At 64.6% G+C, this 25,012-nt stretch carries 25 protein-coding genes and 3 pseudogenes; 8 read left to right on the plus strand and 20 right to left on the minus strand.

Annotation, left to right across the window (positions count from 1 at the left end):
• Nucleotides 1–1,914 carry a sigma-54-dependent Fis family transcriptional regulator gene (locus tag APH28_RS01800; RefSeq protein ID WP_060507333.1) on the minus strand — a complete coding sequence of 638 codons (1,914 nt, stop codon included), beginning with the start codon at nt 1,912–1,914 and terminating at the stop codon, nt 1–3.
• Nucleotides 1,915–2,197: 283 nt separating this feature from the next.
• Here APH28_RS01800 and APH28_RS01805 point away from each other — a divergent pair, with 283 nt between their 5' ends.
• The 6 genes and pseudogenes from APH28_RS01805 to APH28_RS27715 all read left to right on the plus strand — a co-directional run bounded on the left by APH28_RS01805 (nt 2,198) and on the right by APH28_RS27715 (nt 9,414).
• On the plus strand, nt 2,198–3,526 hold the full coding sequence (locus APH28_RS01805) for a hypothetical protein (protein WP_060507334.1): 1,329 nt from the start codon (nt 2,198–2,200) through the stop codon (nt 3,524–3,526).
• Between the two features lie 32 nt (nt 3,527–3,558).
• Nucleotides 3,559–5,793 carry an Ig-like domain-containing protein gene (locus tag APH28_RS01810; RefSeq protein ID WP_060507335.1) on the plus strand — a complete coding sequence of 745 codons (2,235 nt, stop codon included), beginning with the start codon at nt 3,559–3,561 and terminating at the stop codon, nt 5,791–5,793.
• Between the two features lie 15 nt (nt 5,794–5,808).
• Nucleotides 5,809–6,279, plus strand: a complete 471-nt coding sequence (locus APH28_RS01815) for a curlin (RefSeq protein WP_060507336.1) — start codon at nt 5,809–5,811, stop codon at nt 6,277–6,279.
• 16 nt (nt 6,280–6,295) lie between these two features.
• Nucleotides 6,296–7,744 (plus strand): curlin, encoded by a 1,449-nt coding sequence (locus APH28_RS01820; RefSeq protein ID WP_060507337.1) that lies wholly within the window; start codon nt 6,296–6,298, stop codon nt 7,742–7,744.
• A gap of 261 nt (nt 7,745–8,005) precedes the next feature.
• A pseudogene (locus tag APH28_RS27710) lies at nt 8,006–8,424 on the plus strand (alpha-ketoglutarate-dependent dioxygenase AlkB).
• A gap of 138 nt (nt 8,425–8,562) precedes the next feature.
• Entirely contained in the window at nt 8,563–9,414 is an 852-nt protein-coding gene (locus APH28_RS27715) for an RHS repeat-associated core domain-containing protein (RefSeq protein WP_082432238.1), read from the plus strand.
• A gap of 124 nt (nt 9,415–9,538) precedes the next feature.
• Here the strand turns inward: APH28_RS27715 and APH28_RS28555 are convergent, their stop codons facing one another.
• On the minus strand, nt 9,539–9,676 hold the full coding sequence (locus APH28_RS28555) for a hypothetical protein (RefSeq protein ID WP_156340856.1): 138 nt from the start codon (nt 9,674–9,676) through the stop codon (nt 9,539–9,541).
• Nucleotides 9,677–9,693: 17 nt separating this feature from the next.
• Here APH28_RS28555 and APH28_RS29390 point away from each other — a divergent pair, with 17 nt between their 5' ends.
• Together APH28_RS29390 and alkB are read left to right on the plus strand one after the other, a co-directional pair.
• Nucleotides 9,694–9,774, plus strand: coding sequence for a hypothetical protein (locus APH28_RS29390; RefSeq protein ID WP_371263056.1), 81 nt, complete (start codon nt 9,694–9,696; stop codon nt 9,772–9,774).
• Between the two features lie 147 nt (nt 9,775–9,921).
• Nucleotides 9,922–10,566, plus strand: coding sequence for a DNA oxidative demethylase AlkB (gene alkB / locus APH28_RS01830; protein ID WP_060507339.1), 645 nt, complete (start codon nt 9,922–9,924; stop codon nt 10,564–10,566).
• Nucleotides 10,567–10,867: 301 nt separating this feature from the next.
• On the opposite strand, the gene APH28_RS01835 is transcribed toward alkB, so the two are convergent.
• The 18 genes and pseudogenes from APH28_RS01835 to APH28_RS01920 all read right to left on the minus strand — a co-directional run.
• Nucleotides 10,868–11,719, minus strand: coding sequence for a CsgG/HfaB family protein (locus APH28_RS01835; RefSeq protein WP_060507340.1), 852 nt, complete (start codon nt 11,717–11,719; stop codon nt 10,868–10,870).
• 34 nt (nt 11,720–11,753) lie between these two features.
• Nucleotides 11,754–12,167 (minus strand): curli assembly protein CsgF, encoded by a 414-nt coding sequence (locus APH28_RS01840; RefSeq protein WP_060507341.1) that lies wholly within the window; start codon nt 12,165–12,167, stop codon nt 11,754–11,756.
• Nucleotides 12,164–12,565, minus strand: coding sequence for a curli production assembly/transport protein CsgE (gene csgE / locus APH28_RS01845; protein WP_060507342.1), 402 nt, complete (start codon nt 12,563–12,565; stop codon nt 12,164–12,166). Before csgE ends, APH28_RS01840 begins: the two co-directional genes overlap by 4 nt.
• Nucleotides 12,562–13,089, minus strand: a complete 528-nt coding sequence (locus tag APH28_RS01850) for a type II secretion system protein (protein WP_060507343.1) — start codon at nt 13,087–13,089, stop codon at nt 12,562–12,564. The genes csgE and APH28_RS01850 overlap by 4 nt, the downstream gene beginning before the upstream one ends.
• A complete protein-coding gene (locus APH28_RS01855; protein WP_060507344.1) occupies nt 13,064–13,438 on the minus strand; it encodes a type II secretion system protein in 375 nt (124 codons plus the stop codon). The genes APH28_RS01850 and APH28_RS01855 overlap by 26 nt, the downstream gene beginning before the upstream one ends.
• A 5-nt stretch (nt 13,439–13,443) precedes the next feature.
• Nucleotides 13,444–13,917, minus strand: a complete 474-nt coding sequence (locus tag APH28_RS01860) for a type II secretion system protein (protein WP_060507345.1) — start codon at nt 13,915–13,917, stop codon at nt 13,444–13,446.
• The gene (locus APH28_RS01865) at nt 13,914–15,794 is read right to left on the minus strand and encodes a secretin N-terminal domain-containing protein (protein WP_060507346.1); all 1,881 of its coding nucleotides are present in this window, start codon (nt 15,792–15,794) and stop codon (nt 13,914–13,916) included. Before APH28_RS01865 ends, APH28_RS01860 begins: the two co-directional genes overlap by 4 nt.
• On the minus strand, nt 15,791–16,300 hold the full coding sequence (locus APH28_RS01870) for a hypothetical protein (protein ID WP_060507347.1): 510 nt from the start codon (nt 16,298–16,300) through the stop codon (nt 15,791–15,793). The genes APH28_RS01865 and APH28_RS01870 overlap by 4 nt, the downstream gene beginning before the upstream one ends.
• On the minus strand, nt 16,300–16,851 hold the full coding sequence (gene pilO / locus APH28_RS01875) for a type 4a pilus biogenesis protein PilO (protein ID WP_060507348.1): 552 nt from the start codon (nt 16,849–16,851) through the stop codon (nt 16,300–16,302). The genes APH28_RS01870 and pilO overlap by 1 nt, the downstream gene beginning before the upstream one ends.
• Complete coding sequence (locus tag APH28_RS01880) at nt 16,838–17,380, minus strand: PilN domain-containing protein (RefSeq protein WP_060507349.1); 543 nt, start codon at nt 17,378–17,380, stop codon at nt 16,838–16,840. The genes pilO and APH28_RS01880 overlap by 14 nt, the downstream gene beginning before the upstream one ends.
• A 1-nt stretch (nt 17,381) precedes the next feature.
• Complete coding sequence (locus APH28_RS01885) at nt 17,382–18,161, minus strand: hypothetical protein (protein ID WP_060507350.1); 780 nt, start codon at nt 18,159–18,161, stop codon at nt 17,382–17,384.
• Nucleotides 18,145–19,827, minus strand: a pseudogene (locus APH28_RS01890) (GspE/PulE family protein). The gene APH28_RS01885 and the pseudogene APH28_RS01890 overlap by 17 nt, the downstream one beginning before the upstream one ends.
• A gap of 60 nt (nt 19,828–19,887) precedes the next feature.
• Nucleotides 19,888–20,421 (minus strand): response regulator, encoded by a 534-nt coding sequence (locus tag APH28_RS01895; RefSeq protein WP_060507351.1) that lies wholly within the window; start codon nt 20,419–20,421, stop codon nt 19,888–19,890.
• Nucleotides 20,422–20,658: 237 nt separating this feature from the next.
• Nucleotides 20,659–21,300, minus strand: a complete 642-nt coding sequence (locus tag APH28_RS01900) for a SurA N-terminal domain-containing protein (protein ID WP_060507352.1) — start codon at nt 21,298–21,300, stop codon at nt 20,659–20,661.
• 12 nt (nt 21,301–21,312) lie between these two features.
• The gene (locus APH28_RS01905) at nt 21,313–22,830 is read right to left on the minus strand and encodes an ABC transporter substrate-binding protein (RefSeq protein WP_156340857.1); all 1,518 of its coding nucleotides are present in this window, start codon (nt 22,828–22,830) and stop codon (nt 21,313–21,315) included.
• Between the two features lie 3 nt (nt 22,831–22,833).
• A complete protein-coding gene (locus tag APH28_RS01910; RefSeq protein WP_371263057.1) occupies nt 22,834–23,469 on the minus strand; it encodes an SCO family protein in 636 nt (211 codons plus the stop codon).
• Between the two features lie 23 nt (nt 23,470–23,492).
• Nucleotides 23,493–24,149, minus strand: a complete 657-nt coding sequence (locus APH28_RS01915; RefSeq protein ID WP_060507355.1) for an SCO family protein — start codon at nt 24,147–24,149, stop codon at nt 23,493–23,495.
• Nucleotides 24,146–25,012 (minus strand): annotated as a pseudogene (locus APH28_RS01920) (FixH family protein); the annotation flags it as partial. The pseudogene APH28_RS01920 and the gene APH28_RS01915, both read right to left, overlap by 4 nt.

The following is a 25,012-nucleotide window of genomic DNA, read 5'->3' on the forward strand; positions in this document are numbered from 1 at the left end:
TCAGCCACGCAACTGTTTGAGTTTGCGGTACAGCGTCGCCCGGCTGATGCCCAGGGCTTCGGCGGCGGCCGAGACATTGCCTTGATGACGGGCCAACGCGCTGCGGATCAGCTCCAACTCGTTGTCCTTGAGGCTACCGGAGGGGGTCGTACCGCTGGCCAGTTCATCCAGCAGGCAGTCGGTCAAATGATCGAGGGTCAATACCCGCTCGCCGTCCTCGCGCATGGCCACGGCGGTGCGCACGACCATTTCCAGCTGGCGGATATTGCCCGGCCAGTCGAAGCCTTCGAGCAACGCCGCCAAAGCTGGGTCGAGGCTGACGCCTTTGGCCCCGGACTTGTCCAGCAAGCCCTCGATGATGTTCGCCAGGTCATCGCGCTCGCGCAGCGCCGGCAGGCGCAGGGAGATGCCATTGACCCGGTAGTATAAATCTTCGCGAAAGTGCTGTTCCTGCACCCGGCGCTTGAGGTCGCGGTGGGTGGCGCAGATCAGCGCGACGTCAATCTCCTGCTCGTCGCCCGCACCCAGCGGTGCCACCCGGCGCTCCTGCAGCACGCGCAACAGCCGCGCCTGCAGGGCCAACGGCATGTCACCGATCTCGTCGAGGAACAGCGTGCCGCCATGGGCCTGCATCAGCCGCCCGACCATGCCGCCCCGGCGTGAGCCGGTGAAAGCGCCCTCACGGTAGCCAAACAGTTCGGACTCGATCAGCCCCTCGGGAATCGCCGCGCAGTTGACCGCGACGAACGGCTTGTCTGCGCGCGGGCTGGCCTGGTGCAGGGCACGGGCCACCACTTCCTTGCCGGTGCCGGTCTCGCCCAGCAGCAATACGGGCAGGCCATTGCCCAGGCCCTGGCGGGCCATGCGCAGGTTACGCGCCAGCCGCGCATCACCGCCGGCCAGGGCATCGAGTGCCGGTGATGTGGCGGATGCTGCTGGTTTGGCATGCGCCGCGCTGCCATTGAGCGGGCTGTGCCGCGGCAGCTGCAGCGCACGGAAGAAGAACTCGCCCTTGGCCGTTTGCACGTTGCTCACCCCGCCCTGCCACAGGCGGGCGATGAAGGCCGGTGAGCGTTCGCCCAGCAGGTCGCTGCTACGCCGTCCGATCAGGCCCTGGCGCGGCACCTGGAGCAATTGGCACGCATTGTCGTTGGCGGCCAGCACTTCGCCATCCAGACTCAGGGCCAGCAGGCCTTGCCAGGCGCTGTTGAGGTATTGCGGGCGGCTGTGGAAGGCCAGCACCCACTGCTCGGGGTGGCACAGGCCGAACATCCGGCTTTCGATGTTGCCAGCTGCCAGCATCAGCAGGCTCAGGCTGTCCTGCGGCTGGGCCATGACCCCTTCGCGGGTGATGTCGAGCACGCCGATCACTTCGCCGCGTGGGTCGCGCAGCGGTACCGAGGTGCAGGAGAACGGGCTGAGCCGGTCCAGGTAATGCTCGCCGCAGTTGATCAGCGTCGGTCGGCCTTCGACCACGGCGGTGCCGATGGCATTGGTGCCCCGCAGCGATTCGCTCCAGCAGCTGCCGGGGTGCAGGTCGCGCAGACCTTCGCGCTCCAGCACGTGCTTCTGCCCTTCGATGGCCAGCACGTTGGCCTGGGCATCGCCGAGGATGATGATGCCGGCCTTGCCCTGGCGTGATACCAGGTAGTCCAGTTCGGGGGTGACGGCGTCCATTAGCAGCCGGTTGCACTCCAGCAGCGTGCGCAGGTCATGGCTGTGTTGCAGGCACAGTCCGACCTGCTCGCCCTGCAGGCAATCCAGGCCATGGCCGAGGCTGCGGCGCCAGGAGGCGTCGATTTCATCGCGCAGCATGCCCAGCGGCAGCTCGCCTTCGCTGGCAAGGCGCATGCGCGCCTGGCGGGATTCGTGCAGTGGGTCTTGGGCGTTTGTTATGGGAAATTGTCGCGCCATTGTCTACTCCAGCTGTGCCCTCGCAAGGAAGGGCAACGGGCATCAGGACTTGCAGCAGTGTGCTTGAGCCTGACGTTTGCGTAAAGCCGGCAATCGTCAACCCAGTTCCCCCAATGCTGGGGGACACCGCCCACCCCACACGCCTGGGAAAAGCCCGGCATCCAAGTGCGCAGCCCTTGCCCCGCAAGGCCTGCAGCCTGATGTGAAAAAATTGGCACGGCGGTTGCCCTAGTCCTCCCAGACGCCCGAAGTCCATGGGCCCGTTAGCAGGAGGAACCGACTCATGCTCCGACCGATACCCAACACGCTGGCAGCGGCGATCGTCGCCGGCCTGTTCCAGCTCCCGGCGCAGGCAGCGCTGTATGCCGTCGACACTGGGCCCTATACCGCCGCCAATGGCCACTACGCCGCCTGGTACCAGGACACCCATGGCCGAACCCTCGACCTGTGCCTGTCCAAGGCGGTGAGTTCACGTGTCGCCGGCGCCCCTGGCGCACCGTCGTACATGTGCACGCTGTTGCCTGCGCCAGGCATCTTCGACGACACCAAGCCTCTGGTCTTTCCCACCAACTGGCCGGATGAATCGTTCTGGTTCACCGCCGACGCAGCCATCACCGACGCCGCCCGGGGGGTCAACCTGACCTATGTCAGCGCGCTCGAAGCCGCGTTCGGCGGTGGCGACCCGGCAGAAAACGACCAGATCAGTTTCGCCCGTGTGCGGATCCGGGTCGACGTTCCCGTGGCCGGCACCTACGTGGTCACCCACCCCTACGGCGTCGAAGTGTTCGATGTACCTGCCGCCGGGCGCCGAGCGATCAACATGACCCGCGATATCGGCATCGGCTCCGCTGGCACCTATACCGGCGCATTGAAGGGCGACATTGGGCCGTTCCTGCGCAGCGTCAACGGCCCCTACATTGAAGGCAGCGAGAAATTCATCGGCGACCCCAACCTCAACGAGCGTGTCACCGGCAGCCCGTTCAACACCAACTTCGTACGCATCGAAGGCCCCAACGGCATCGACCTGCGCACCGACCTGTTCGCCGTTTCCGGCAAGCTTTCCGAAGTGGTCCGGCCAACCCCGTTGATCCCCCTGCGCAGCACCTACTCACGGCACACCGAGAACGGCGACCTGCGCGCCCAGCAGGACGTGTTCGTGCTGGCCCCGCCACCACCAGGCAGCGCCACCCTGACCAGCCAGAGCCCTAACTTGCCGCTGACCGAAGCCAACGGCACCGGCACCTGGTATGCGCAGTCGGCGCTCAACCCTGCATTGCCGACCAGCCTGCTGGTCAGCGCCGACAACAGCGTGGCCATCCCCACCAGCAGCGTGACCACCGCCGACATGCCGCTCACCGACCTGGTGACCATCACCAAGGCCGAATACAGCCTGGCCAACGCCACGCTCACCTTGATCGCCACCAGCAGCGACGAAACCAGCCCGCCGGCAATGACTGCCCGTACCGGCAACGGCACCTTCATCGGCAACTTCACAGGCGACGGCGCGCAAAAAAGCCTGACCGCCAACTTGTCGCCCGTCCCGCCGGCCAAGGTGCAGGTCACCAGCGCCAATGGCGGCAGCGACATCGAAGACGTGGTGCTGGTGCCATGAACAGACAAAGGCTCCGCCTTCAAGGAGGCAGCATGAATACTTGGCAACGCCGCGCGCTGTTGGCCGCCGGTTTCTCCCTTACCCTCAGCAGTGCCGCCTGGGCTGCACTGTCCGACGTCGACCCGGGCCCCTACACCTTCGCCACTGGCGGTTTCCCGTTGTGGTACAAGGACACCGATGGCCTGTCACTGGAGCTGTGTCGCTCGCACGCCGTCAGCACCTTGGTTGCGGGTACACCCGGTGCACCGGCCTATATGTGCACGCTGCTGCCGGAGCCGGGGGTCTTCGACGATACCCTGCCCTTGGTGTTCCCTGACAACTGGCCTTCAGAGATGTTCTGGTTCCTGGCGGAAACCACCATTCCTGCCGTCGGTAACAGCGGCTATGCGCTCGACGCGTATGTGGCTGGCATAGAAGCCGCATTCGCTGGCGGCAACCCGGTCGATGGTGACCAGCAGAGTTTTGCCCGCATCCGTATGCGTGTCTCGGTGCCAACTGCCGGCACCTACACCATCACCCACCCCTACGGCGTAGAGACGGTCAACGTCACCACACCCGGTCGGCGGGCGATCAACATTACCCGTGACATCGGTATCGGCGCCCCAGGCAACTTCACCGGGGCGCTCAACGGTGCCATCGGGCCGTTCATCCAGGGCTTCGGCGCTCCCTACCCCGCGGTTAACCCCGATACCGGCAGCACAGACACCTTCATCGGCGACCCCAACCGGCCGGAGGCGATCAAGGGCAGCCCGTTCAACACCAACTTCCTGCGCATCGACGGCCCGCCCGGGCGCATCGAAACCAACCTGTTCACGGTCTCCGGCAAGGTGCTCGACCCACGTCCGCAACTGCCGGCGTCACTGGAACGGGCGACCTACTCGCGCAATGGCAGCGGCACCCGGGTGGAGGTATTCGCCAAGGCGCCAAGCACCGCCAGTGTCTGCTTGCGTAACGGCCTGGCGCTGGTCGGCACACCGCCCTCGCCTTGCCAGTTCAACATGACGTCGGACAACAACGGGCTGTTCTTCAGCCAGCAACTGAGCCAGGTGGCGCCGCCGCCGGTGGTCGTCGTGACGGCCAGCAGCAGCGACATCAACACCCAGCCGACCGCCATTTCGAGCAAGCTTTCCGATGTGGTCAAAGTCAGCACCGCGCGCTATGAGTGGGCCAACAAACGGCTGACCATCGAAGCGCGCTCCAGCGATGAAGTGGTGATCCCGGACATGGTCGCCCAGGGCTATGGTCGCCTTTCCAAGTCTGGCACCCTGCAGACCCTCACCATCAATGACGTGACCCAGCCGCCTGCGACCGTCACCATCAAGTCGAGCCATGGCGGCGTCGATGTCGAACCTGTGGTGGTGGTCGGCACCGCACCGGTCGAAGCGGCCAACAAGCCGCCGCTGGCCCAGGCCGATGTCGGCAGCACCAGCGTCGGCGTGCCGCTGACGATGAACCTGCTGCTCAACGACAGCGATCCGGACGGCAACCTGCCACTGAGCATCACCGACGTTACCCAGCCGGCGACCGGCCAGGGCAGCGTGGTGCTCAACGGCAGCACGGCGGTGACCTACACCCCACCGGCAGGTGCTACGCAGCCGGTGGTGGCCACCTTCACCTACCGGGTGATGGACGCCAAGGGCCTGAAGTCGGAACCGGCCACCGTGACCGTCAACGTCGCGCCCAACCAGGCACCGACTGCCAATGCGGACACCGCGACCACCCTGGCCGCGCCGCTGACCATCAACGTGCTGACCAACGACACCGATCCGGAAGGCAACGTGCCATTGACCGTCACCAACCTGACCCAACCAGCAGCCGGTCGCGGCACCGTGAGTACCGATGGCACCTCGGTCAGCTACACCCCTCCGGCCACGGTGACGACGGCGTTCACCACCACCTTCACCTACCAGGCACGTGACTCCCTGGGTGCGGTCTCGGCACCGGCCACCGTCACGGTCAACGTGCAGCCACGGCCTGCAGCCGGCGAGACCTTCGCGGTCACCGCCGCCACCGTCCTGGCCCGCTCGAACAACCGTTACAACTGGGATGTCAGCGGCACCTCGTCGGTGACCACCGGCAACACCATCACCGTGCGGGTCACCACCACAACTGGCGTGCAGACCCTTGGCACCACCACGGTACCGGTGACCGGCCGCTGGCGCCTGACGGTGAGCAACAGCACCACGATCGTCCCGACGGCCGCACCGACCGCCACCGTGACGAGCAGCCAAGGCAGTACCCGTACCGTCAACGTGACTGTGCAGTAAGGCCAGGAGATCGCCATGAAGTGCCTGTATCCATTGCTGCTGAGCCTGGCCCTGGCGGGCCAGGCCGGGGCCGATGACCTGATGGACAATGCCGACCTTGCACCCGGCAGCGACCTCGGCGAACCGGTGATCATCCGCCTGCTGCCGGTCGGTGCCGGCCAAGCGGCGGTGATCGAGCAGCAAGGCAACGGCAACCGCGCCGCCCTCGACCAGAACGGCCAGGCCCTGCTGGGCCGCATCGTCCAGGCCGGGGGCGCGCAGGAGGCGTACATCCTGCAGGAAGGCAGTGACCTGATGGCCAACATCAGCCAACAGGGATATGGCAACAGCGCTGCGATCCGCCAGAGCGGCTCCCGCAACAGCGCCAGCATCGAGCAGATCGGCAACAACAACAGCGCCAGTATCGAGCAGGCCGGCACAGGCCTGAACAGCTCAGTGACCCAAGCCGGCAATGGCCAGCGTGTTCAGATCACCCAATACCGATAGACCTGGAGGCATCACCATGTTCAAGCTCGCTCCCCTAAGCGCCGCTATCGTCCTGGCTCTGGCCGGCCAGGTCATGGCTGACGACAGCACCTCGAACCAGTCGCAGACCGGTAACCAGAACATCGCCGAGGTGCAGCAGACGGTTGCACCGTTCGCCGCGGCCACCCAGACGCAGACCGGCAAGGGCCACAACCACCTGGCGGTGCAGGAAAACAGCACCAGCTACATTAACCAGAACGCCACCAGTGGTTCGTACAACGCCGCCTACGGCGAGCAGCTGTTCGAAAATGGCAGCCAGATCACCCAGCAGGCCGCCGGTTCCTACAACGATGCCTTCGCCAGCCAGTCGGTGGGCGAGAACAACCAGTCGCTGCAGAACCAGCAAGGCAGCGAAAACCGCTCGACCGTGTGGCAGGACACCCAGACCAACAGCCAGGCCAGCACCACCCAGAGCGGCCAGCGCAACGAAGCCTTCGTCGAGCAGCTGTTCGGCGGCAGCAACAACCGCGCAAACATCGGCCAGGATGGCCAGGACAACTACGCCGCCTCCGAGCACATCCTGCACAACGACGGCTACGTGCAGATCTACCAGCAAGGCAAGCAGAACTTCGCCTACGGTGACCAGCGCGACGGCCATGGCGGCACGATTTCCATCGACCAGTACGGCACCGGCAGCTCGGTGGAAGTCTGGCAGGACACCCAGACCGGCAGCCGCGCCACGGTCAACCAGACCGGCCAGACCAACGAAGGCTATATCGACCAGAGCTTCGGCAAGGACAACGTCGCCAACCTGTATCAGCAAGGCCAGTCCAACGCCAGCTGGTCGGATCAGTTCGAGACCAACAACTCGAACACCACCGTTTCCCAAGGTGGCAAGAGCAACAGCAGCTTCACCTACCAGACCGGTGACAATCAGAGCCTGACCGTCAGCAGCAAGGGCACCGGCAACAAGGTCCTGGCCAGCAACTGGAAAGGCGACAAGATGGGCGGCCAGTTCGGCAAGAACCAGACCGCCAACATCAACCAGAACGGTACTAGCAACAGCGCCAACCTGACCCAGAACGGCGAGTACCAAGTGGCCACGCTGAGCCAGAAAGGCACCGGCAACACCATGCAGACCAAGCAGGCCGACAGCTACAACGAGCTGTACTTCGATCAGAACGGGAGCGACAACAGCCTCATCGCCGACCAGCGCGGCACCGACAACTACGCCTACGGCTCGTCCACCGGCAGTGGTAACAGCATCAACCTGGACCAGTCCGGCTACGCCAACCAGAGCTATACCACCCAGCTGTACGGCAGTGGCAACAGCGCAACCATCAAGCAGGCTGACAGCGCCAACGTCGCCTACGTGACCCAGGGCGGCAACAACAACGCGGCCATCGTCAACCAGAGCGGCGCCTACCAGAGCGCCACCATCAGCCAGATGGGCAACGGCAACACGGCCACCGCTACCCAACGCTGACCAGCTCCCCCCTTGAACCGCGGCGTCTTCTCTCCCTGGCGTCGCGGTTCCTTTTTATTTCCCTGCATTGCACATCAGTGATGACGCGGTCCTTGTAGGAGCGGCCTTGTGTCGCGAAAGGGCTGCAAAGCAGCCCCGGCAATATCTGCGGCGAAGCTGAAATCCTGGGGGCGCTTCGCACCCCTTTCGCGACACAAGGCCGCTCCTACAAGGACCGCGTTGGGCTTACAATGCCTTGTACTCACTTACGCCACCGCCCTGATGATCCAGTCCGACCTCGACCTGTTCGGCCCCCAGCCACACCGTACTGCTGCCCGGCTTCGCCCTGGCCGTCATCGAGCCGCTGCTCGACGACCTGCGCCCGGTGCTACGCGCCGGGTCGTTCCGGCACATGCAGACACCGGGCGGCCTGAACATGGCGGTGGCGTTGAGCAATTGCGGCGCGCTGGGTTGGGTCAGTGATGCCAAGGGTTATCGCTACAGCCCCACCGACCCAGTTTCTCTTTTGGCGGGTTGTAGCGCTCGGACCGGACTCAGCGGATACCGTTGAGGCATGGTGATGTGCTGGTGTGGGGGGCGAAGACCGACTGCGCTTTCATGGGGTGTTGCCCATAAAGCCGGGTGTGCATCCACGGATGGGGGAGCGGCGGACCAATCTGACCTTGCGCAAGGCAGGATGACTGACTTTTTGCCAATGGACGACAGCATCGATGCTTTCGAAAACCTATTTAATTGCATGAAAAAACCTAAAACTATCAGTTCTGATAGTTTAAGCGAAGCCTCAACCCCTCTAGACTTCCATCAAGGAGGGACAGCACATGCGTGAAACAACAGTCATCACCACCTTGGCCAACGGCGACGAATCAGCACCTGTAAGCTATAACGCTTATGGGTATGCCGTCACTGCCCGAACCCATAAAAAAAGACTTCTTTACAACGGCGAGCTCGTTCTTGACGGCATCTATCTATTGGGTTTGGGCCATAGAGCCTATAGCCCAAATCTTATGCGCTTTTACTCAGCCGATGAACACAGTCCGTTCTTCCTGGGTGGCATTAATAGCTACGCCTATTGCTCAGCAGACCCTATCAATTATTCTGACCCGGATGGACGGTGGAAGCATAATAATAGAGTTGCGCAGAAAGCTAAATTAACAGCAGCCAATATCCATCGTCAAACGCCGACAGCCACACCATCAACCAACTCAACAACGCTGCAGCATGCCAGATCCTCTCGAGCGACCGACAACCCGATTCCTAGACAGGGACGACCTGCGCATGTCTCAGATAGATTCCGAGCACAGTGGAGCGGAACGCATCCTCAGCCCTACAATCCGGAAAACAGACAACGTTATACCGAAAGAATCGGCCGATTACCTAATAGCGTGGACCCGCGCGAATACTCTCGAGGACACCCAGCTATAACTAATTCCGAGGCTGGAGTTTTGCACATGTGGAACAATTCGAATACCCGAACGTTTGGGTATCTAAACAAAAAATGGAGCACAGTCGCCAGATATATCGTCATAGAGGACAGGCTGGCAGGGCTCAATCCAATGGATAACCTCAGGAGGGCTTTCCCACGCATGCCCAATCGGAATTTGTCCAAAATGGTCTATGCAGTAGACCGTTATGTAGCCGAACTGCGAGACCCTTCCAAGTCTACCCATTAGAATTTTTATCTCTCGCTGAAGACGCCAGCCTCCCCACCGGTTTATCCACTCCTACGGAGACAGCATCTTGCTTGAGATTACACGGTACCTGTGGGAGTCGGTTGATCCGCCAAGAGGTTAACAATCACTGCGGTTGATTCTGGTTCAGGAACTTGTCCACCTCAGCCTTGCCCTCCCCCGGATCCCCAGCCACCTGCCACAGGTTGAACGTAAACGTGACCTGGTCGACCCGGTACTCGCGGGAGATGTCGGCGGCCAGCAACGGGGACGACTGCCATCATCGACCAGAACGGCGCCTACCAGAGCGCCACCATCAGCCAGATGGGCAACGGCAACGCAGCCACTGCGACCCAACGCTGACCAGCTCCCCCCTTGAACCGCGGCGTCTTCTCTCCCTGGCGTCGCGGTTCCTTTTTATCCCCCTGCATTGCACATGAGTGATGACGCGGTCCTTGTAGGAGCGCGTTGGGCTTACAATGCCTTGTACTCACTTCCGCCACCGCCCTAATGATCCAGTCCGACCTCGACCTGTTCGGCCCACAGCCGCAGCGCCTGGCCAGCCACACCGTGCTGCTGCCCGGCTTTGCCCTGCCCGTAATCGAGCCGCTGCTCGACGCTCTGCGCCCGGTACTGCGCGCTGCGCCGTTCCGGCACATGCAGACACCGGGCGGCCTGAACATGGCGGTGGCGTTGACCAATTGCGGGGCGCTGGGTTGGGTCAGTGATGCCAAGGGTTATCGCTACAGCCCCACCGACCCGGTCAGCGGCCAACCCTGGCCCGCCCTGCCCCAGGTTCTGCTGGAGCTGGCGGAGCGTGCAGCGGCGTTGGCCGGTTTCGAGGGTTTTGTGCCGGATGCCTGCCTGGTCAACCATTACCTGCCCGGCACCCGCCTGAGCTTGCACCAGGACCGTGACGAGCAGGACTTCGGCCAGCCGATCGTGTCGATTTCACTAGGGTTACCGGCGATATTCCTGTTTGGCGGGTTGCAGCGTTCGGACAAGACTCAGCGGATACCGTTAAGCCATGGTGATGTGCTGGTGTGGGGTGGCGAAGATCGGTTGCGCTTTCATGGGGTACTACCGATCAAGCCAGGTGTGCATCCGCGGATGGGGGAGCGGCGGATCAACCTGACCTTGCGCAAGGCGGGGTGAAAGGCGTGTGTCCGGCGAGGGATTTACAGTGTCTGTGAGATCGAGCGCCGCCCGCGCGGCGCTTCGCGGGGCAAGCCCGCTCCTACATCTGTTTCGGGCCAATTATTCCTGTTTCCATTGGCGCGCGGTCCCTTGCTGGTACGACGCGATATCGTGTCATGTGCCACGGGTCCGCGCGCCAATGGTGGCAGGAGATACTGGCCCGAAACAGATGTAGGAGCGGGCTTGCCCCGCGAAGCGCCGCGCGGGCGGCGCTCGATCTCAAAACCGCCAGAAACCTCAAGCCAACCACCATGGCCATTCACTGCGGCTGATTCTGGCTCAGGAACTTGTCCACTTCCGCCTTGCCTTCACCCGGTTCCCCCGCCACCTGCCACAGCCGCCGCTCGATCCCCTGAGCCAAGAGGTGCCCCACCGCTGCCTCAATCGCCGACAGCACGCACAGCTGCGCCGGTTCGTTGGTGGTGTAGCCCACCTCCGCTTCCAGCAACTTCTTGAACTCGATGAACTTAAACACCCCGGCATTACGCCCGACCGAGTAGATGGTCTTGCTGGTCATGACGTTGGCCAGCACCTGCCCGGTGCGTACATCCACCGCGCGCAGGTTGACCGTGACCTGGTCGACCCGGTACTCGCGGGAGATGTCGACGCCCAGGTAACGGGCGCCCTCGCCGCCGCTGCGCACGTTGGTGTCGTAGGCGATGATGCCGCCCTCAAGCATCAGGTTGGCGGCCTGAAGCGGTGGCAGTTCGCTCATGATGTTCTCGGGCACGTCGGGCTTTTTCTGCGAAGCACGGATGATCTTGCGTTCGGTCAGCAGGTTCTGCAGGCCCTCGCGCTCCAGCACCACGAACCAGCCGCTGGCATTCAGGGCATCCATCAGCATGCTCGCCGCCCCCTGGGTGACGCTGGTGGAGAACGAACTGGCCGGGGTCGGCTTGTATTGCCCGGTCTGGTCGCGGAAGCCGTACACCACAGCCATCAAGCGGCCTTTGGGGCGCGGCATGTTGATCAGGTCGTAGTAGGTCGAAGCCCGCGGCGTCAGGGTCGGGGTTTCCGTGTCCTGTTCGGCCGGCATCGGTTCGCGCAGGCCGCAGCCCTGCAGGCCAGCCAGCGAGGCGACAATCAGTAAGGTGCTCAGCAGACGTTTCATGGTGCTCTCTCCCCAGCTAATCGACCCGTCCCTCTCAGGGGTTCAGGCCACTGACCTCAATGAGCGACGTTTCTCCGGTGGCACGGTCGGTGACCTTGATGCTCAAGGCACCTGAGTCATCGATGACATCGATCAGGAACGCGTCGGTGGCCATGCTGCCGGTCTTGCCATTGCTGATGTTGTCCATCAGCTGCGACAGCATCCGTGACTCCAGCTGGTTGCTGAAGCGCTCCAGGGCCGAGGTCCCGCCAAAGGCGGATGCGCGGTCCTTGAGGTCCGGGTCGTCGTAGTCGTTCTGCGCCTGGGCGTTGTTCAGCAGCCAGGTGCCGTTCAACGGGTTGCCACCGAACGACGGGTTGATCGGGGTGTACACCAGTTCGGTGGCGTGGACGGCGCAGGCACCTAACAGCAGGCCAGCCGCAAGGCAACGGGGTATGCACGTGTTCATAGCTCATCCCTATCCAGATCAGTGGTGTCCTGCAGCAGCCGTTGCAGCTTGCGCTGAATGACTTCCTGCTTGACCAGGTCGGCGGCCGCGACGGCCTCTTCTTTTAATTGCGTGACGTTCGGCGGCAGAAAGCGCCGGTACAGCACGTCACGGTCGAACTCCACGGTCACCAGGCTGCCCCAGCGGGCATCCGGGCGTTCGCGCACCACCAGGTTGAAATCCAGCCGGCTGGTGGCGCGCAGGCGGTCGGCGAAGTAGTAGTAAAAGTCGTGGCCGATGTGCGAGATGGTGTTGTCGACGATAAAGCCCTTCATCTCGTCCTCAGCGTCGGCCATGGCCGCGCCCGGCATCCCGCTTGCCAGCAGCAGGCTCAGGTACAGGGCGTGCAGGCGTTTCATGGCGTGTCTCCCGGGCCTGCGTGGGTACGGGCACCGCCAGCACTTTCGTTGAAGGCCTGCTCGGCGACGAACTGCCAGTCGCTGTAATGCTCCAGTCCCTCGAAACCGGAAAACTGCGTTTCAAAACCACTGCGCTTGAACGGGGTGGCATCGGAGCGGCTGTGCACGCCAGTGATGCGGCCATCGATGGCACGCAGCAGGCCCCAATCGTCGCTGTTGGTGATCGGGTCCGGGTACAACCGACGGATGTGCCGTTTGGCCTCCGGGAAGCGGTTGTCCTCGAGCAGGTCGGCCAGCTCCTTGGGGTACTGGGCAAGGCCCGGCGAGGCGCGATAGTAGCTGCGCAGGGCCTGGGCATACTGGCCGCCGACCCACAGCAGCTCGCGCTCGTGCTCGCGCTGGGCGATGCTCGACCACACCGTGCCGGTGGCCGCCAGGGCAATGCTGCTGACCGCGATCAGCAGCAGCACGCCCAGGTAGGTGAAGCCGGCATCGGCCTTACCACTCCGCGAAAAGGCTGCCATCACGCGCCCTCCCTGTGGCACCGCTCTTGATGTCGGCAACGCCGCCAGCCACGCCTTCGGGCGGTGGCACTAACTGCCAGGCGTCGCTGCGCTCGGTGATCGGGTCGACCGGGGTGTTGCGCAGGTAGCGCTGTTCGACCAGTTGCTCCAGCGATTCCGGGTAATGGCCGGTGTCGCCGTAGTAGTGGTCCAGGGCTTCGCGCAACACCGCCAGGCTCTGGCGCAAGGTGGCCTCACGGGAGCTGTCCAGGCTGTTGAAGTAGCGCGGCATGGCGATGGTCATCAGCGTGGCGATGATCGCCATCACCACCAGCAATTCGATCAGGGTGAAGCCCTTGCTGCGTTTCATGGCTGTCACCATTGCCCGTATGGGATGTTGTTGAGGCCTTTGCCGCGGGCCTTGGAATACACATCGAACACGTCTTCGCCTTCGCGCGGGTTGTCCGGGCTGCTGGCATAGGCACGCAGGCCCCAACCGCCGTCGTCCTGGTTCTTGGCCGCCAGCAGCGGGTCGTGGGGGATGCGCCGCAGGAAGTAGAACTTGGCGCCCTTGGCACTGCGCACATCGCGCACGCCATCGACCAGCACCTGCAGGTTCGGCGGATAGCCACTGGCATCCAGGCGCTTTTCGATGAAGCCGGCGTCAAAGGCACGCTTGTAGGCGTCGATGGCGTCGCGGATCTGGTAAAGCGCCTCGCGCAGCTGCTGCTCCTTGCCACGGCGCACCACTGTTTCGGTCAGCGGTGCAGCCATGGTCGCGAGCATGCCGAGCAAGGCCAGGGTCAGCACCACTTCGATCAGGCTGAACCCCTGCTGGCGGCGTTTCATGGCCGAGGGCTCACAGTGACGGTGGCGGGGGCAGTGGCGACCTGGCTCTGGATCGCCGGCGCGCTGTCCTGGCTATCGCTCGGCACGTCGCCCGGCACGTCACGCACTGGCAGCGGCGCCGCCTGGCGCACCTGCATGCTCGACTCGGTACCGGTGCCGAACTCCATGTCCGACGGGCTCTGGTACGGCAGGTTGCGCACGATCCGCGGGGTAATCGCCAGCACCAGTTCGGACTTGCTCATGTCGTCCTTGTTGCTGCCGAACAGCCGCCCCAGGCCAGGGATGTCGCCAAGGCCGGGGATCTTGTTGCCGGCGGCGTTGTGGTCGTTGCGCACCAGGCCGGCCAGCACCTGGGTTTCGCCGTCGTGCAGGCGCAGGCTGGTCTGCGCGTTGCGGGTGTCGACCTGGACCGGGATGGTGCCCTGGCGGGTGGCCTCCAGCGGGGTGGCGTTACTCACTTCCAGGGCAATCTTGATTGCCACTTCGTTGTTCAGGTGCACGGTGGGCTGCACTTCAAGTTTAAGGCCCACATCCAGGTAGGTAACGCTTTCGGTGATCACCGGGCCCTGGGTGGACGGCACCGAGGTGGCACTGATGATCGGTACCCGCTGGCCAATATGGATGCGCGCCTGCTCACGGTTGCTGACGCGGATCACCGGGCTGGCCAGGGTGTTGATGTCCTTGTCCTGGGCATTGATCTTGGCCTGCGGTGCCGGCGCAATGCTGATGCGGCTGGAGTTGATGCCGCGCAGCTGGTCGAGCACGCTGACCGGGTTGCCGTCGTCGCTCAACACGCCGAAGGTATTGGGCCATTGCAGGCCAAGGTCGAGGATGCGCGAGGTGGCCACTTCCATAACCTCCACTTCCAGCACCACTTCGGGGTTGGACTGGTCCTGCGACTGCAGCAGCTTCTCGGCCATGCGCACGGCGTCGGGGGTGTCGCGCATGGTCAGGGTGTTGAGGCGTTCGTCGACGAACACGTCACGGGTCTTGAGCATGGTCTTGACCATGTTCAGCGCGGTGTTGGCGTCGATGCTGGTCAGGTAGAAGGTGCGCATGACCAGTTCCTGGTAGTCCTTGGTCTTCTGCGGCGAATCGGGGTAGATCAGCAGGGTGTTGTCGTTAACGATCTTCTGGCGCAGCTGGTTCTGTTCCAGCAGCAGCGCCACGGCATCTTCGATGCGCACGTCGCGCACGAAGATGGTGGCTTTCATGTCTGGGCGCAGGTCCTTGTCGAAGATGAAGTTGATGCCGGCGACCTGCGACAGCACCTCGAAGATGGTCTTCAGGCCCGCGTCGCGGAACTCCAGGGTCACCGGGCGCTCCAGCTTGCTTTTCAGTTGCGGGAACGGCGTTGCGGTGCGCGCCTGGACGTTCTCGATGTCGGTGCGCAGGGCGATGCCCTTCTGGTTTTGTGGGTCCAGGCGCAGCACTTCGCGCATGTAGCGCTCAGCGCCGAACAGGTCGCCCTGGCGCAGCGCCGCCTGGCCCAGCGCCACGCGCTCATCGAGGGTGCGGATCAGCTCCAGGTGGCGTATGCCTTCCTGGGCGCGGCGGTTGTTCGGCTCGATGGTCAATACCCGGCTGTAGCCCATGCGCGCACTGGTGAAGTCGTGGCGGATGCGGTCTGCGTCGGCCTGGCTGATCAGCGCCTCCACCGCCGCCTGGCGCCCGTGGGCCAGGGCGATGTTCAGCTCGGTGTCGCGCGGGTCTTCCCTCAGGGCTTCCTCCAGGCGGGCGATACCGGCCTCATACTGGCCCTCCTTCATCAGTTCGGCGCTGTCCTTGCGCACCCCGCTTGTGCCGCAGCCGGCAATGGCCACGCACAGCGCCAGGAGCATGAACGGAGCAGGCTTGCACAGCTTTGACGACTTCATGGTGCGCTCCCTACAGACAAGGTCTGTGACTGATGCAAAGGCAGGTAAACCAGGTCCAGCTCATTGGCCGAGACTCTGTCGAGGCGGTAGGTGCTGTCGATCACGTCGCCCTTGCGCACGACATAGAGCTTTTCTCCGCTCTGCAGGAAGATCTGCAGGTCGTCGCGGTCGCCCATGCGGCCGACGAACTGGAACGGCAGTTCCGGGGCGGTCGGGGCCGCCGCTACGACGGGCGCGGCGGCTATGGGTTGTTCGGTGACCGTGGCCAGGGTTTGTGGCTTGGTCCATTGCTGGGCTGGGAACAGATCTGTGGAGGCCTGTACTGGCCCTTTCGCGGGCGCGCCCGCTCCCACAGGTTCTGCAGGCACCGCCGACCCTGTGGGAGCGGGCGAGCCCGCGAAGGGAGCAACGCTGTCTTCCTGCTGGAACCAGTGCCCCGGCGCCCACGCCAACGCGGCACTGATACCCAGGAAGCCGACCCACATCACTGCACGTTGTGTGTTCATCACGACCTCGACAGGTAGAGGGTCAGGCGTACCCGGCCGTTGAGTTCGGTGTCGCCGATGGTCTTGCGTTGCAGCTCGAGGTCTTCGAGCACCAGGGTTGGCAACTGGCCGATCAGGCCACGCAGGAAGCCGCGGATCTGCGGGTAGCTGCCGCGCACCGGCAGGATGATCTGGTAGCGCGACAGCTGGGTCTTGGGATCGACACCCAGGGCGTACTCACCGCGCGCCAGGCTGATGTGTTCGGCGCTGGCCAGATGGTACAAGCGCTCGATCAGCTCGCTCGCCTCGGGCTGCCCGGGCAGTTGCTGGCGCAGGCTGTCCAGGGCCTGCTGCTCGGGCTTGACGGCAATCTTCAGCTCGCCACGCTTGACCCGTTCGACCTGCACACTGGCATCCGCTTCGCTGGCGCGCAGTTCGCGCACGGCTTGCCACTCGGGGACTACACCGGCCAGCGCGATACCGACGGAGAGTGCCGCGACGGCGGCAGCGCCCAGGCCGACCGGGCCGATGCGGCGCAGTTGCTCGTGGAGGATAAGGCTAGGGACGCGCATGGCCGGTCTCCCAGGTGGCGGTAAGGTTGAAGCGCACCGGGTGCTCTGGCTGCCCGGCCACCACTTCGTGGTTGAGCAGCGAGACATCGCTGAGCTCGTCGCTCTGCTCCAGGCGCTGGTGGTACTGCAACATGGCTTCCAGGTTGCGAGCCTCGGCGGTGATGCGCACCTGGCCCTTGCGGGCATCCGGGGTCAGGGTCAGCAGTGCGACGTCTTCCTGCGGCTGCGCTTCGAGCATGGCGAACAGTTGTTGCCAGGGCCGTTGCAGCTGCTGCGAGACGCTGCGCATCTGCGCCAGGCGTTCGGCCTGCTCGCGGCTGGCGGCGCTGTTCTGCGGGGCGACCGGCGCCGGGCGGCGGCCCAGTTGCCGTTCCAGGCTGTGCACGTGGGCTTCCAGGTTTACCTGCTCGGCCTGCAACTGCTGTTGCACCAGCACCAGCCCGGCGACGGCGACGGCACCCAGGGCCAACAGCGACCAGGCCAACGGGCCATTGCGACGGGGCTGAAATTCCAGGTCGAGGCGGCGCATGTCAGGCCACCGCCCGCCACATGGCGCACAGCGGGTCGGTGTCAGCGGCCGGTTGACACAGCTGCACCGCCGCCAGTTGCGGCACGTCGCCCCGCCCTGGGGCATGCAGGTAAACCCGTGGCAGATGCGCGCCGTACAGCTCGCAGGTGCGCTCGATCAGGGCCTGCAGGGCCTGGTCGCTGTCGGCGCAGCCTTGGGCGAGCACCTGTTGCCAGGCACCTCCGGCGGCCAGCAGCAGCACGCTGCGACGGGGTTCGGCAAGCACGAAGAGGAAATCGCCTTGCTCCAGTTGCGCCGAGCAGCGGTTGTAGGCGGCCATCAGGTAGGGCTGCACCGAGCGCAGGCTCAGACGGCTTTCCCGGCCGAGGGTCTGCAGGCCTTGCAGCAGGGCTTCGGGCAGCGCGGTGGCGATGCGGGCGGCACCGGCAGGCTCGGGCGAGAGGACGATGCGCCAGTCATCCAGCGACTGGCCGTAGAGGTTCTCGAAGCAGGCCCGGGCGTAGGCATCCAGCTCGCGGGGCTGGCCGATGGCATCGCTCCACGGCACCAGGCAGAAGCGGCTGTAGCGGGCCGACAGCAGCACGCGCAGCTGGGCGCCTTTGACGGCGTGTTCGGCCAGCAGTGTACTCAAGGCTTGCAAGGCCGCTTCCCAGGCAGGTTGTGCGGCATCGCAGGTGAATTCGTGGCTGCCAAGCCACTCATGTTGATTACCGTGCCAGCAACCCAGGCCGACACCCTCGGCGCCGACGACGGCGCAGAAACGTTCAGATGAATGTGACACGGTTGATCTCCTCGAGTGTGGTGCGGCCATCACGGACCAGGTCCAGGGCCGAGGCACGCAGCAGGCGCAGGCCGCGCTGGCAGGCCAGCTGCTTGATCTGCGACAAGGGGCGGCGTTCGACGATCATCTGCCGCAGGTCATCGTCCAGGTGCAGCAGTTCGGCAATCGCGCTGCGGCCGCGGTAGCCGCTGCCGCGGCACTGGCCGCAGCCCTGGGCGCGGACGAATGTCCAGCCGGTGACCGCTTCGCGGGTCAGGCCCGAGACGGTCAGGGTTTCGTCATCGGCCTCGCACGGTGTGCAGCAGTGCGGGCAGGCCAGGCGGATCAGGCGCTGGGCCAGCACGGCGTTAAGGGCGGAGACGAAGCTGTAGGGGTCGACCTGCATCTGGCTGAAGCGGCCGATCACATCGAAGACGTTGTTGGCGTGGATGGTGGTGAACACCAGGTGGCCGGTGAGCGCCGACTGCACGGCGATCTGGGCGGTGTCGGGATCGCGGATTTCACCGACCAGGATCTTGTCGGGGTCGTGACGCAGGATCGAGCGCAAGCCGCGGGCGAAGGTCAGGCCCTTCTTCTCGTTGACCGGAATCTGCAGCACGCCGGGCAACTGGTATTCGACCGGGTCTTCGATGGTGATGATCTTGTCCACGCCGTGGTTGATCTCGCTGATCATCGCGTACAGGGTGGTGGTCTTGCCGCTGCCGGTGGGGCCGGTGACCAGGATCATGCCGTAGGGTTCACAGGCCAGCCGGCGCAGGGCACGCAGGGTTTCGTCGGCAAAACCCAAAGCCTGCAGCTGCACGCCGCTGACACGGTCGGACAGGTCCTGCTTGTCGAGCACCCGCAGTACCGCGTCCTCACCGAAGATGCTCGGCATGATCGATACGCGGAAGTCGATCTGCCGTTCGCCGATGGCGACCTTGAAACGGCCGTCCTGAGGTACACGCTTTTCGCCAATGTCCAGCTCGGCCATGACCTTGATGCGCGAGATCACCTGGTCGGCGAAAGCGCTGCCGCTGGCCTTGCCGGCGCCATTGAGCACGCCGTCGATGCGTTACTTGATGGTCAGGCCCTGGCCGGTCATCCCCAGGTGAATGTCGCTGGCGTGCTGCTTGAGGGCGTCGTACAGGGTCGAGTTGACCAGCTTGACCACCTTGCTCTGGTCTTCGCTGATGCTGGTCAGCGACAGGCGTTGCAGCGGGTCGACCTCGCCGCTGGCTTCGGCGTCATGGTCGAGGGCGTCGACGGCGTGGAAGCTTTCTTCGTGGCGGGCCAGGAAGGTGGCCAGGTCGGCGGCGTGGGCCAGGTACAGCGGCGCGCCTTGCAGGTTGTCATCGATCCAGGCCAGGCGGGCGTGGTCGAAGGGGTCGGCGAACACACCGATCAGCGCGCCTTCCTGTTCGATCAGCACGAACTCGCGCTTCAGGCACTGGGCCAGGCTGACCTTGTCGAAGCGCGCGGTGCTGGCCAGCAGCGCCTGGGTCTCGAGGACCGGGTAATGCAGGGTCAGGCCAAGGCGCTGGATGAAGCGGTCGGGGGTGTCGTTAGCCAAGCGTTCCAGGCAGGTGAGCAGACGCTCGTCGCCGACTTGCAGGCGGGCCTGGGCCAGGAGGTCGCGGGGGTAGGCGCTGTGCTTGCCTGCAATTAAATCGAGTACGTCCGACATGGCCTGCGACTCCGCTCAGGGGCGCGTCGCAGGCTGGCTTGGCCAGGGCAGCGGGCGCCGCTATTCCCCGGTGAGCAGTTGTTTGTCGTCAGGTCCTGGGGGCTTGGCGCCATTACGGCGGCGATCGGCCAACACCCAGCTGCCATCGTACAACTGCAAGGGGAACGATTCGTTCCTGTTCTGGCGTCGTTCGATAAACCCTTCGGCTGGATCGTCAGTGGCCCTGCGCCGGCGCTCGATGCCCATCAGGTCGAAGATCGCACGTGCCAGTTCCGCCAGCGGGAACGGCTTGAACAGGACATGACTCACGCCCAGTTCGGCGGCCCGTTCACGGACCTCTACAGTCGGGTGAGCGGTGATCAGCACGAAATGGCACTGCCTGTTCTTGCGTACGGCCTCCAGGACCTGAAACCCCTCCATGTCGGGCAAGCGGTAATCCAGCACAATCACTTCCGGTGCCAGGCTCAAAGCCTGCTTGATACCAGTGGCACCGTCGTGGGCGACGTGAACGTCCAGGCCTTGTGCCTGCAAGTACGCTTGCAGGTTCTGCGCAAGGGTCTGTTCGTCATCGACTACCAATACTCTGTTCACCAAGGTCGACTCCCAAATACTGCCCGGTTACCCGGTGTGCGAAGTGCGGCCTTGGTAAGGCTTGAGCAGGCTTCGTGCCAGGCGTGAATAGTCATTTCGCACCACTGTAAGTCATTGATCTTGCTGGGCTGTGCCAAACCCCGCATTTCACGCGTAGGCCCAGTTCCCCATATCCGGGGAAGATGATGGCACTTTGCCAAATCGCTATTCCCCAGCTTTGGGGAAATCCAATCGAGGGCCTCAGTCAGCGACCTCCACTGTAGCCGATTCGCGCAAACGTTGGCGCACGGATTGACGAGACTGGGTCTGCAATTGGCCGATGAGCGCGGCCTTGGCCAACTCAAGGGCCGGTTCGGGTATGACCGAAGTGTTATCACTTTGGTTCTGCGCTCCTTGCAAGGTTTGCCGGTTGGCCTGGTAGAACGCCTCGACTTCGGCCCGGCTGGGCTCGTCTACCGCGCTGAGCCGGGCGTACACCTGCTGCGCGGCCATTTCGTGGCGCATGTAATCAGCGTATGCCGGCCGATCAAATCCTGCCTCTGCCAGGCGCCTTTCGAACAGCGCGGAGCTGCCGAAGGCGGCCTCGATCTCGCCTATCTGCGCTGATAGCTGCTCATCACTGATGTGAATACCCTGACGCCGGGACTCCTGCCAGAGCAGTTCCTTGTCGATCAGTTCGTCGAGTGCCTGCTGGCGCAAGCGCTTGTACAGCGTCGGGTTGCGGATGCTGGCCACTGCCCTGCCCTGAGCCTGCAGATATTCGGTGAAATAGCGCTCCAGGCGCATGAGGTCGATATTCACGCCGTTGACCCGCGCAGCGGGCACATCGGCCCAGCTCGCCTTGGCGATCACCAGCAACAGGCACAGCAACACGGTACGCATGGCCACCTCCACTCAAGGGCTGTCTGGCACCGGCCGGTACGGGGCAACGGCGGTAAAGCGAGGCCCAGGTAGCGCCACCGCGACGACATGGGCGCCGGCCATGCCCTGGCGTTTGCCGGGGCCGAAACCCAGCGCCGGGGTCAGGCCGGTGTCTACATCGTGCAGGCCCTCCAGGGCGGCCACCAGCTGTTCACGGCTGGCATCGCGGCCCATCTGCTTCAGCGCTTCGGACAACAGCCTCAGGGCGCACAGGGTGTTGACCTGCAGCGACGCCTGGCGCGGGTCGAGGCCCTGGCGCTGTTGCAAGCCGGCCAGGGTCGCCATGCCCTGCGCGGTCCAGTCATCAGGCACGAACGGATAGGCCAGGAACACCCGGTGCGACCACTGCGTCGGCAAGTTGGCTACCGCTGCCGCCACCTGGCTGGAGGCAGCGAACAGATATGGCTCACGCCCTTCAGCCTGCAGCGCCTGGGCGAGTGCAGCAAAGGCCTGGGCGCGGCCGATGAAGACGATGCCGGGCCCTTCGACGGCCTGGCCGTCAAAGGCTTGCACCGCTGGCAGTGCCCAGCCTTGCTGGCGCAAACGTTCGCGCACCTGCTCGGCCAAAACCGCTTGTTCGTTGCCGGCGTACACCACGCGCAAGCCGTAGGGCGCCAAGCCCAGGGCGCCCTTGGCATGGGCAGCCAGGCTCAGCAATTGGCTAGCAATACCCGGCAAGGGGTCGAAAATCTGTGAACTGCCACCGCTGCGCGGCGTGCTGCCAATCAACGGCACGCCCCGTTGTTCAAGCAGTGTGGGCAGTTGCTGATCGAGCATGGGCGCCAGCGGCGTGATCAACGTGAACACCTGGTCCTGGTCGAGCAAACGCTGCAAGGCCTGCCCGGCACTGGCCGGGTCGGTGCCGGTATCGGCCACCACCAGTTCCAGGCGCCGGCCATGAATGCCGCCCTGCTGGTTGATCTGGTCTACGCCATCCTCCAGCACGGCACGCACCACATGCCCGGCGTCCGCCAGCGGGCCACTGGCTGGCAACAAGGTGCCCAGGCGCAGCACGCCCTCTTCCACGCCGGGGTCGCGTTCCTCGCCCAGGCGTTTGAGGTAGGCCGTGAGGTTGCGCTGGTCGGCCAGCGTCAGTTCGAAGCGCGGCATGGCCGGGTCCAGCCGTTGGCCAGCCGGGTCGACGCCGTACTGGATGACACGGGCCAGCGTGGCGTCGCTGTAGGCCGGGTAGCTGCGACCGTTGCTTTGCCGCTCCCCCTGCCCTAACGCCAGGCGCTGCCATTCGAGGCTGGGGGGGCGTACCCCGCCTTCGGCACGCCCGCGCCCGTCAGTGCCATGGCAGCTGGCGCAGGGCAGCACGCTGGCGGGGACACTCATGTCGCTGGCACCGACACGGGCCGTCAGCTGTGCATCGCTGCTCGATATCCCGTGGCGGTACAGGCGTTTGCCGGCCTGTTCGTTGGGGGTAAGGTCGAGCGCCAGCGCCGGGCCACAGAGGGCCACGCTCAGCATCACTGCCCAAGGCGTCATGGCTCAACGCCCCGCCAGCGGTTGCGCCAGCAGCTGCAGGCGCTGGGCGATGGCGGCAGGCGGTGCGTCCGGGCGGATCTTGCTCCAGCGCTTGCCGGCCACGTCACCGGCAATCAGCTGGGTCGAGTGCTGCTCGGGGCTGGGCAGGAACTGGCCGATGCGCCCCAGCACCAGGTCGACATCGGCCTTGTCACCGGTGAGGAACAGCCAGTTGGCGCTGTCCACGCCTTGTTTCTCGGCAAACGCCTTGAGCGCTGCCGGAGTGTCGTTGAGCGGGTCGCTGCTGATCGACACGAAGGTCACCTCGCTGGCCAGTTCCGGCCCCATGGCATCACGCACATCACGCAGCTTGCGGGTAATCAGCGGGCAGGCGTCGGTGCAGTGGGTGAAGATCACGTTGAGCATCACCACCTTGTCCTTGAGCACATCGCTGTAGAAGCGCAGTGCGTGGCCGTTCTGGTCCTTGAGCACGGTGTCGGTGAACCAGGCCTGCGCATCGCGGGTGCCGCCACCACTGGTCATGGTCGGCGGCGCCGGCTGCGGGCTGGGCCCCTCTGGCGCATGGCCCTCGTGGGCGAAGGCAACCGAGCTGAGGATCCACAGCACGGCCACCAGGGCCAGCCAGTCGGTGCTGCGCATCGTGGTGTGGCGGGCTGCGCTGCTCATGGCTGCACCTCACTGTGTTCGGCGATGGCGGTGCTCTTGGCGTGCACACGGCGCGCGCTCAGGCGGTTGATTTCTTCGACCAGCACGGCCGGGTCGGTGAAGCCGTAGTAGCGGGTCCAGTGGCCCGTGCGGCCGTCACCCACCAGAATCAGCGGCGGATGCTGGCTGAGGTCGGCACTGAAACTGCCCAGGCCCTTGAGGGTTTCGGTAATGGCGTACTGCGAGCCAGTCAGCCAGCTCCAGCCCGGGCCGTGCTGGAAGGCCTTGGCGTAGTGCTGCAGGCGCTTGGCGTCGTCACGCTGCGGGTCGACGCTGATCGACACCAGCTGGATCTCCTCGCCCACACGCCCCCCCAGCTGTTGCTGAACCTTGCCCATGATCGACGACACCACCGGGCACACCGTGGTGCAGCTGGTGTAGATGAAGCCCATGACCACCAAGCGCTCGCCCACCAGGTCCCGCTCCAGGCGCACCGGCATGCCGTCCTGGTTGAGCAGCGCAACATCGGCAAAGCGCACGCTGGCTTTCTCCTGCTGCGCCGCCGGCGGTTGCCCGGCGTGGCCGTCGTGGTCATGGCCGGCATGGGCCAGCGCCAGGTTGCTGGCCAATGCCAGGCTCAGGGCAAGCAGCTGGAAAGAATGCTTGGCGTTCATCGCACATGCCTCACTTCGGTCTGGGAAGCGGTAGCCGCTGCGGCGGGCAGCACGCGCAGGCTGGTGTAGTTTTCTTCGGTGAACGTGCGCCCGAGCGACGGCGACTGCACGTGCAGGTACCAGGCTCCGGCTTCGGGCAAGGTCAGCGCTGCCTGGTACACACCCTCCCCCACCTCTTCGAGCGGCAGGTTGCGCGGCAGCGACGAGGGCGCCAGGAAATAGCGCAGGGTCAGGTCGTCCAGGCCCACCCGTGGCCGGCCGTCGTCGCCGACGATGCGCACCTTGGCGGTGAACACCGTTTGCTGCGGCATGGGCTGGTCGAGGCCGATGAATTCGGCATGCGCCCCCCGCCGCTTGCTCGCATCCGGTGCGGCAGCCACGTCGGTGCTGAAGCAGTGGATGATCTGTGGCTGGTTGAGCAGGAAGGCCACATCGAACGTGCCCGCCGCCGGCATCTTCACCGTCGAGCCATACACGCCCGGTGCCAGTTCGCGCAGGCTTCGGTCGATGACCAGGGTCGCGCGGGCCTGGTGGCCACGGTTGTTGTAGCCGGACATCGGGGCGTTCATGCCCTCGGCATAGAAGTAGGTGGTGTTGTCCACCGGGTTGACCACGAACACCGAATTATCGTCCCGCGACACCGACAGCCCCTGGGCCAGTGGCAGGTCACCGGCCTGGCGCGGCGCTGCAGGGCCGGCTTCGAAGCCCTGCACGATCGGCGTGCGCCCTTCGCCCAGGCTGCTCAGGTTGACCATGCTGACCTTGGGCGAAGCCAGCCCGCGGATGTAGGCGTAGCCCTTGGTGAAGGTCAGCTGGTAGGGCTCGGCCGCCACCGGAACGCGGTGGATCAGCTTGTCGGTACT

Origin of the sequence: Pseudomonas sp. NBRC 111124 (genome assembly GCF_001320245.1) — a bacterium.
Taxonomy (GTDB): domain Bacteria; phylum Pseudomonadota; class Gammaproteobacteria; order Pseudomonadales; family Pseudomonadaceae; genus Aquipseudomonas.

What these genes read in the sequence shown, in the direction of transcription:
- APH28_RS01840 (WP_060507341.1), bottom strand. Translation starts at nt 12,167, where the DNA reads ATGAACACGTGCATACCCCGTTGCCTTGCGGCTGGCCTGCTGTTAGGT.
- APH28_RS01805 (WP_060507334.1), top strand. Translation starts at nt 2,198, where the DNA reads ATGCTCCGACCGATACCCAACACGCTGGCAGCGGCGATCGTCGCCGGC.
- APH28_RS01870 (WP_060507347.1), bottom strand. Translation starts at nt 16,300, where the DNA reads ATGAACACACAACGTGCAGTGATGTGGGTCGGCTTCCTGGGTATCAGT.
- APH28_RS01865 (WP_060507346.1), bottom strand. Translation starts at nt 15,794, where the DNA reads ATGAAGTCGTCAAAGCTGTGCAAGCCTGCTCCGTTCATGCTCCTGGCG.
- APH28_RS01905 (WP_156340857.1), bottom strand. Translation starts at nt 22,830, where the DNA reads ATGACGCCTTGGGCAGTGATGCTGAGCGTGGCCCTCTGTGGCCCGGCG.
- APH28_RS01800 (WP_060507333.1), bottom strand. Translation starts at nt 1,914, where the DNA reads ATGGCGCGACAATTTCCCATAACAAACGCCCAAGACCCACTGCACGAA.
- APH28_RS01810 (WP_060507335.1), top strand. Translation starts at nt 3,559, where the DNA reads ATGAATACTTGGCAACGCCGCGCGCTGTTGGCCGCCGGTTTCTCCCTT.
- APH28_RS01915 (WP_060507355.1), bottom strand. Translation starts at nt 24,149, where the DNA reads ATGAACGCCAAGCATTCTTTCCAGCTGCTTGCCCTGAGCCTGGCATTG.
- APH28_RS01820 (WP_060507337.1), top strand. Translation starts at nt 6,296, where the DNA reads ATGTTCAAGCTCGCTCCCCTAAGCGCCGCTATCGTCCTGGCTCTGGCC.
- APH28_RS27715 (WP_082432238.1), top strand. Translation starts at nt 8,563, where the DNA reads ATGCGTGAAACAACAGTCATCACCACCTTGGCCAACGGCGACGAATCA.
- APH28_RS01855 (WP_060507344.1), bottom strand. Translation starts at nt 13,438, where the DNA reads ATGAAACGCAGCAAGGGCTTCACCCTGATCGAATTGCTGGTGGTGATG.
- APH28_RS01815 (WP_060507336.1), top strand. Translation starts at nt 5,809, where the DNA reads ATGAAGTGCCTGTATCCATTGCTGCTGAGCCTGGCCCTGGCGGGCCAG.
- APH28_RS01880 (WP_060507349.1), bottom strand. Translation starts at nt 17,380, where the DNA reads ATGCGCCGCCTCGACCTGGAATTTCAGCCCCGTCGCAATGGCCCGTTG.
- APH28_RS01900 (WP_060507352.1), bottom strand. Translation starts at nt 21,300, where the DNA reads ATGCGTACCGTGTTGCTGTGCCTGTTGCTGGTGATCGCCAAGGCGAGC.
- APH28_RS01860 (WP_060507345.1), bottom strand. Translation starts at nt 13,917, where the DNA reads ATGAAACGCCGCCAGCAGGGGTTCAGCCTGATCGAAGTGGTGCTGACC.
- pilO (WP_060507348.1), bottom strand. Translation starts at nt 16,851, where the DNA reads ATGCGCGTCCCTAGCCTTATCCTCCACGAGCAACTGCGCCGCATCGGC.
- APH28_RS01850 (WP_060507343.1), bottom strand. Translation starts at nt 13,089, where the DNA reads ATGGCAGCCTTTTCGCGGAGTGGTAAGGCCGATGCCGGCTTCACCTAC.
- csgE (WP_060507342.1), bottom strand. Translation starts at nt 12,565, where the DNA reads ATGAAACGCCTGCACGCCCTGTACCTGAGCCTGCTGCTGGCAAGCGGG.
- APH28_RS01910 (WP_371263057.1), bottom strand. Translation starts at nt 23,469, where the DNA reads ATGCGCAGCACCGACTGGCTGGCCCTGGTGGCCGTGCTGTGGATCCTC.
- APH28_RS01835 (WP_060507340.1), bottom strand. Translation starts at nt 11,719, where the DNA reads ATGAAACGTCTGCTGAGCACCTTACTGATTGTCGCCTCGCTGGCTGGC.
- alkB (WP_060507339.1), top strand. Translation starts at nt 9,922, where the DNA reads ATGATCCAGTCCGACCTCGACCTGTTCGGCCCACAGCCGCAGCGCCTG.